The following is a 5,492-nucleotide window of genomic DNA, read 5'->3' as shown; positions in this document are numbered from 1 at the left end:
GTATCGGCCTGGTTTTCATCGACCTGCGCCATCACAAAGATGACGCCTTGTTCAACGTTCGGCTCAGCCGGCTTTTTGGCAACATCGGCAGATGCCTGGAGAAGCCCACCAGCAAAGCCGCCGCAGGCCCCACCGACGAGGACCATGCCAGCCACGGCTCCGACAGGATCAATGCCAGTGGCTCCAAAAGCACCCAGGCTGATTAACAGACCAGCGACCGCGCCAAATGCGACACCGCCCGGACCGCGCAGGACAGCGCTGATTTCGTCGTCGTATGGTCCGATGACGCTGATCTGTTCGTGAGAAATTCCTGCCGCCTGAAGCGCGGCAACTGCACGCGCTGCCTGGTCGCGGGAATCGAAAAGTCTGCTGATTGTTCGCATTTGACACAGCCCATAGCATAGTCGCCCGCCGCTCATTCGAAGCGGCGGGCGTCTCCTCCCCTCATCCATCTTCGCGCTAGACTTGCTCAAACATGAGACCGCTGCAAACGTTCCTTGGCTGGGCTTCGGTCCGATCCGAGAAGCCTTGCCGTTGGACTTAAGTCTGACCTGCCGCGCGCAATGGGTCCGGCTATCGAGCCGCCCGGAACCGCTACCGCTCGCACTCGTTCGCCGCAAGTTCACAGGAGGAGCTCATGGAGAGAGTGTCCACCATCCTCCAGCCTGTTTCCAACCGACATTCAGCCCCGTGTTAGGCTTCGCCAGGAGAAAGGAAATGGCCGACAACAAGTGCAATCGAGACTTCCTCGACCACGACCGCCTGTCAGTCGACGAGTACTACGAGGTGGAACATTTCGCGCGAGAAAATGGCGTTTCGCCCAGCCAGGTCAGTAAGCTGATCAAAAAGAACGGTAACGATCGAATGACCCTTACTCAAGCGGTGAGAGAATTGCGCGACCGGAAGTGAAAATACGCCGCATCTTGTGCCAGGGGGAGATCGAAAGCGTTGGCGTTGCCCGTCACGACTTGCCGCCTCGCTCGACGAGACCGTGGCGCTTACGCAAAAAAACCGCTGGCTGCGGTTTCCGTTCCGTCTGTAAGCCCTAAGTTCCCTTGCGATTGATCGGTTGCAGATCAAAGATGGCGTCGCTAAGCGTCGTTCGACAACAGATTGGCCGGTTCTCTCGAATCGTGCCGCTGGCGCGACGCGCCGCCGACCGGGCCGTTGGGGACATGGCGCGATACAGAGCGACAAGACTGATCGATCGATGGAATGCACTGTCGCTGGCTACCCAGTTTCTGCTCGCCGGCGGGCTGTTCTCGCTGTCGGCGATGATCGTGGTGGGAATTTCAGTGACAAGCCAGATAGAAGCAGCGGTCACCCGGAACTCGGCTTCTGCGACTGCTCTTTACGTCGACAGCGTTATCGCGCCGCTGCTCCCCGACATGCGCAGGAGCGAGGTGCTGGAGGAGAGCGTTGCCCACGCGCTAGATGAGACGCTGGGGCAAGGCGCACTCGGCACAAGGCTCGAATCCTTCAAGCTCTGGCGCCGCGACGGCACCATCCTCTATTCAACCAATAAAAATTTGGTCGGGAAGCGCTTTCCACTCAGCGACAATCTCCGGGCCGCATTCGCAGGCGACATAGTTGCTGAATTGGACAGGCACTATGACAATCAGGCTGAGAGGGACAGCGGCTTGCATCTTCTTGAAATCTATAATCCGATGCTTCAGCCGTGGTCGGGCGAAGTCGTAGCCGTTTTGGAATTCGACGAGATCGCCACCGATTTTGAAATGGACCTCCGGCAGGCACTCGTTCGGACCTGGTTCGATGTCGCTGCCGTTACCGCACTTTTTTTCCTTGGGCTTTCGGCGATCGTTTTTCGTGGCAGCCGCACGATTCGTTCCCAGAGCCACTCCTTGAAGCGGCGCATTGCCGAACTTTCCGATCTGGTTGCTCAGAACAGAATGTTGAGATTGCGGGTGCAGCGTGCTTCGCAGCGCGCCACGGCACTTAACGAACGTTACCTCAGGCGGATCGGCGCGGACCTGCACGACGGGCCGGCGCAACTGGTTGCCCTCGCTGCGCTAGGGATTGACAGCCCCGTGCTAGCCGATCCTGCCACGCCGGCCGCGGCGCGCGCACGGGAATTGCAGGTGGTCAAAGCGAATTTGGACGATGCGATGCGAGAAATCAGGAATGTCAGCAAGGGCCTCATGCTGCCGCATGTCGAGAATGCCGAGCTGACGGAAATCCTTGAGCTTGCCGTGCGAGCGCACGACGAACGGACCGGCGTCAAAGTGATGCTGTCCATGACCGGGGGGCACGCACCCTTGTCACCAGCGGCCAAGATCTGCATCTTTCGCTTCATTCAGGAAGCGCTGAACAACGGCTTTCGCCACGCCGGGGGTGCCGGTCAATCGGTCGCGAAACATTTCGACGGGGAGCGCGTTTCTATCGAGGTTTCCGACACCGGCCCAGGTTTCGACCCGAAGATCATCCACCCTGAAAGGCTGGGGCTCATCGGGCTACGTGAGCGGGTAGAAAGCCTCGGCGGCCAATTTGGTGTAACATCTTCACAGAATGGCACGGTGGTGAAAATGGTTCTCAACATAATTGAAATAGGACAGGCGTGATGGCAGCCGCCATAAAGCTCGCCATCATCGACGACCATCCGCTGTTCAGGGAGGGCGTCGTGCGCACTCTCGAGCAGATCGGCGGGTTCGAGATCGTTGCCCAAGGCAGCAGTAGAGACGATGCCTTGCGGATATCGGAAGACCAGCAGCTCGATATTCTCCTGATGGACATCTCGGTGCCTGGAGGGGGCCTCAGTGCGATCGAACCGGCTCTGGAGCGGCATCCGGATCTGAAAATCGTGATGCTGACCGTTTCGGAGGAAAACCAGCATGTCATGACCGCCTTGCAGAGCGGGGCAAGAGGCTATGTCCTGAAGGGGGTCGGGTCGAGAACCCTGGCCGCCATACTGCGCACGGTGGCTATGGGCGAGCGGTATGTTTGCCCGCAATTGTCGGCGCGCGTGCTGGTCGACTTGTCTGCCCAGTCAACCGCGACCGCGAAACCCGACGCGCTGGCCGAACTCACCAGCCGCGAAAGAGAGATCCTGACGCTCGTTGCCGCGGGATTGAGCAACAAGCGGATCGGTCTTCAGCTGAACCTGCACGAGAAAACCATAAAGCATCATATGACGCGAATTCTCGCCAAGCTCAATGTGAGCAACCGGACCGAAGCCGCGATGACACTGCGCGACGCGACCGAGCATCAGCGTCCGCCTGCCCGCCATCCTGCGTGAAGCAAGGTAGCCTTGCGGCCTGTGAACTCGCCATCACTCGATCATGCCGAGCAGTCTTGCCCGATCGGAGTTCGTTGCCTGCCGCCGAATGATGGTGCGGCCCATCGCATCCCGCATTTCATAATGGCCACCGTCGATGCGCTCGCTGAGTCCGTTGGAATGCACTACACCCACACTTGGCCCGCGCACTTCGATCCGGTCTCCAGTGGTCGCGTTGACATATACTTTTGGCTTGTTGGCGGGGTTTACCGCGGCAACTGGATTTGCAGGGGGATTGCCTTTTGACGATTTTGATTTGCCCTTGCCCGCGTTGGCATTGGAGTTCGAGCTCCCGGGAGTTCCAGCGTTCCCGGAGTTTCCAGCGTTCCCGGAGTTCCCGGAGTTTCCAGAGTTTCCAGAGTTCCCGGAGTTCCCAGCGTTCCCAGAGTTCCCTTGTGCCTGGGCGGCCTGCGGGCTAAGCGTCAGGGACAGGCCGTCCGGTGCCACACGGTAGGGGCTCACGACGAGAATCAAGGTCGATGCGGTGAGGCAGATGGCGACGCGAAGCCTTCGAAGAGATTTGAGCCTGCGCTGCGATTGAGAGCACGAAGGCCGCACATTCATCATGGCGAGAACTCTTGCCTCACGAAGCCTCAGGCGTTGCGGCCGTATCGCGTCTGTGGTCAATGAATTTGCCAATAGCACGCTAGAATATCCTCTGACCGTCACGGTCTGCGTTGCATTACCACCTGTTTCGAATTCGCCCGAGCCAATCCTCTGTACTCTGCACCATCTATCACGCTTTCGCCATCATCAGGCGGTGTCAAGACCCACCAGTCTCACGGGGAGAAACCGGTGGGTCTCGCTAGCGCAGGAAGGGACTCGTTACTGCGCAAGTGTGTTGCCTTCATTGATCGGGCCCGTCAGCCGATAATAAGCCCGACGGCCGCGACCCCGAACACCAAGCCAAATACCGGAAAAAGAAGCCAGCGTGCTTGGTGAATGCTGGGGTCCATTGCAGCCTCCTGTCACGGGTTGGCATCGCAACGACGCCTGCAGGAGCTCGGTTCCTGAAAACTCTCCCATCTCAGGCTTTTGCGATAGCGGTCCCGGACCAAAGCACTGCCTGCGCCAGCCCATAGTCTACCAGCGGACAGACTGAAGCCCTATCTCAGGCGTTTTCGACAAAGAAGGGCGCCGTCGAGGGTGATCCATGAGGTTACGGCTGGGGAGGGTCCTCAACCGCAAAAAGCCCCGCCAGCTAGAACGGCGGTGTACTGGCGACGTAAACAGCCGCCGTTCGAGAAATGGAGACTCCTCTCCAACTTCAACCGATGCATGTTGAAGGGGACCGCCGTGGGGGCCGCGGACCCCTCCTTTACCGAAGAAGGGCGTTAGGTCAGAATAAGGACGATCTTGAGCGTACCCGGGTCGACGATGACGATTCGGCCATCGGCCAATACGAAATACTCATAGGATTCGTAAGCCGGAACGATCTCGACGATTCGCGGTGGCAGACGACGCAGCTTAACCTTCTGCCGCGGAACCTCGACACCCACTGAGATATCAAAATCAACGCTGGCGACCGGTTCGAGCCTCTCCTGCTTGAGGATTTGGGTGATTTCCGTTTTCTGTTCAACGGTCACATTGCTGATCGCGCCGGTCGAAGTCTCATCCTGAGTAGAGGTCGTGCCCTGAGTCTGCTGCTCGGTGGTGGCACCGGCCTCGCCCTGGGTCTGCTGCTCGGTCTGGACCTTGGCCTTGTCCTGCGCCTGTTGGTCGGTTGTGGCGCCAGCCTCGCCTTGGGTCTGCTGCTCGGTGGTTGCGCCGGCTTTGCCCTGGGCTTGCTCATCGGTCTGCATCTTCGCCTTGCCTTGAGCTTGCTCCTCGGCCTTACCTTGGGACTGTTCGCCCGTCGCACCTTCCGGGCAACCGGCCGAGCCGGCCGGGCAATTGGTGTCGGCGCCCGACTGGGTTTGCGCCGGCTGCTGTTCCTGAGCGAGCGCTGCTCCACAGCCAACGCCGATGGCCAGCATACTGGTGATCAGAACTTTTTTCACGAGACGTCTCCTTCGAAAAGTCTGTCCCTTCACGGGGAAAACCACCTCTGGAAAGTTTTGTTCCAGGCGAATTGACCGGGCGGAAGCGATCGGAGCCTGTTGGAACAAACAGGCCGCGTTCATGCCCGCGCCGTACTGAGCCATGGCGCGCGCCGAATGGGCTCGTGTCTTTTGTTACAGCAGAGGTGCGGGTTCCCCTA

Annotated in this window: 6 protein-coding genes; 3 read left to right on the top strand and 3 right to left on the bottom strand. The window is 59.3% G+C overall.

What is annotated here, in order from left to right:
• The coding region (locus EOA86_RS20120) for a hypothetical protein (RefSeq protein ID WP_128343243.1) at positions 1–383 on the bottom strand (383 nt) is incomplete at its 3' end.
• Positions 384–717: 334 nt separating this feature from the next.
• Here EOA86_RS20120 and EOA86_RS20115 point away from each other — a divergent pair.
• The 3 genes from EOA86_RS20115 (at position 718) to EOA86_RS20105 (ending at position 3,253) form a co-directional block, all read left to right on the top strand.
• Positions 718–909 carry a DUF3606 domain-containing protein gene (locus EOA86_RS20115; protein WP_029353282.1) on the top strand — a complete coding sequence of 64 codons (192 nt, stop codon included), beginning with the start codon at positions 718–720 and terminating at the stop codon, positions 907–909.
• A 266-nt stretch (positions 910–1,175) separates the two neighbouring features.
• Positions 1,176–2,579, top strand: a complete 1,404-nt coding sequence (locus tag EOA86_RS20110) for a sensor histidine kinase (protein ID WP_128343245.1) — start codon at positions 1,176–1,178, stop codon at positions 2,577–2,579.
• Positions 2,579–3,253 (top strand): response regulator transcription factor, encoded by a 675-nt coding sequence (locus EOA86_RS20105; protein ID WP_128343241.1) that lies wholly within the window; start codon positions 2,579–2,581, stop codon positions 3,251–3,253. The genes EOA86_RS20110 and EOA86_RS20105 overlap by 1 nt, the downstream gene beginning before the upstream one ends.
• A 33-nt stretch (positions 3,254–3,286) precedes the next feature.
• Here the strand turns inward: EOA86_RS20105 and EOA86_RS39475 are convergent, their stop codons facing one another.
• A complete protein-coding gene (locus tag EOA86_RS39475) occupies positions 3,287–3,859 on the bottom strand; it encodes a hypothetical protein (protein ID WP_206630076.1) in 573 nt (190 codons plus the stop codon).
• 767 nt (positions 3,860–4,626) lie between these two features.
• Positions 4,627–5,292 carry a DUF1236 domain-containing protein gene (locus tag EOA86_RS20100; RefSeq protein ID WP_128343239.1) on the bottom strand — a complete coding sequence of 222 codons (666 nt, stop codon included), beginning with the start codon at positions 5,290–5,292 and terminating at the stop codon, positions 4,627–4,629.
• Positions 5,293–5,492: the final 200 nt, after the last annotated feature.

The sequence above is a fragment of the Mesorhizobium sp. M5C.F.Ca.IN.020.32.2.1 genome (genome assembly GCF_004023105.1).
GTDB lineage: Bacteria > Pseudomonadota > Alphaproteobacteria > Rhizobiales > Rhizobiaceae > Mesorhizobium > Mesorhizobium wenxiniae.
This window is presented reverse-complemented; position numbering and strand designations above follow the sequence as displayed.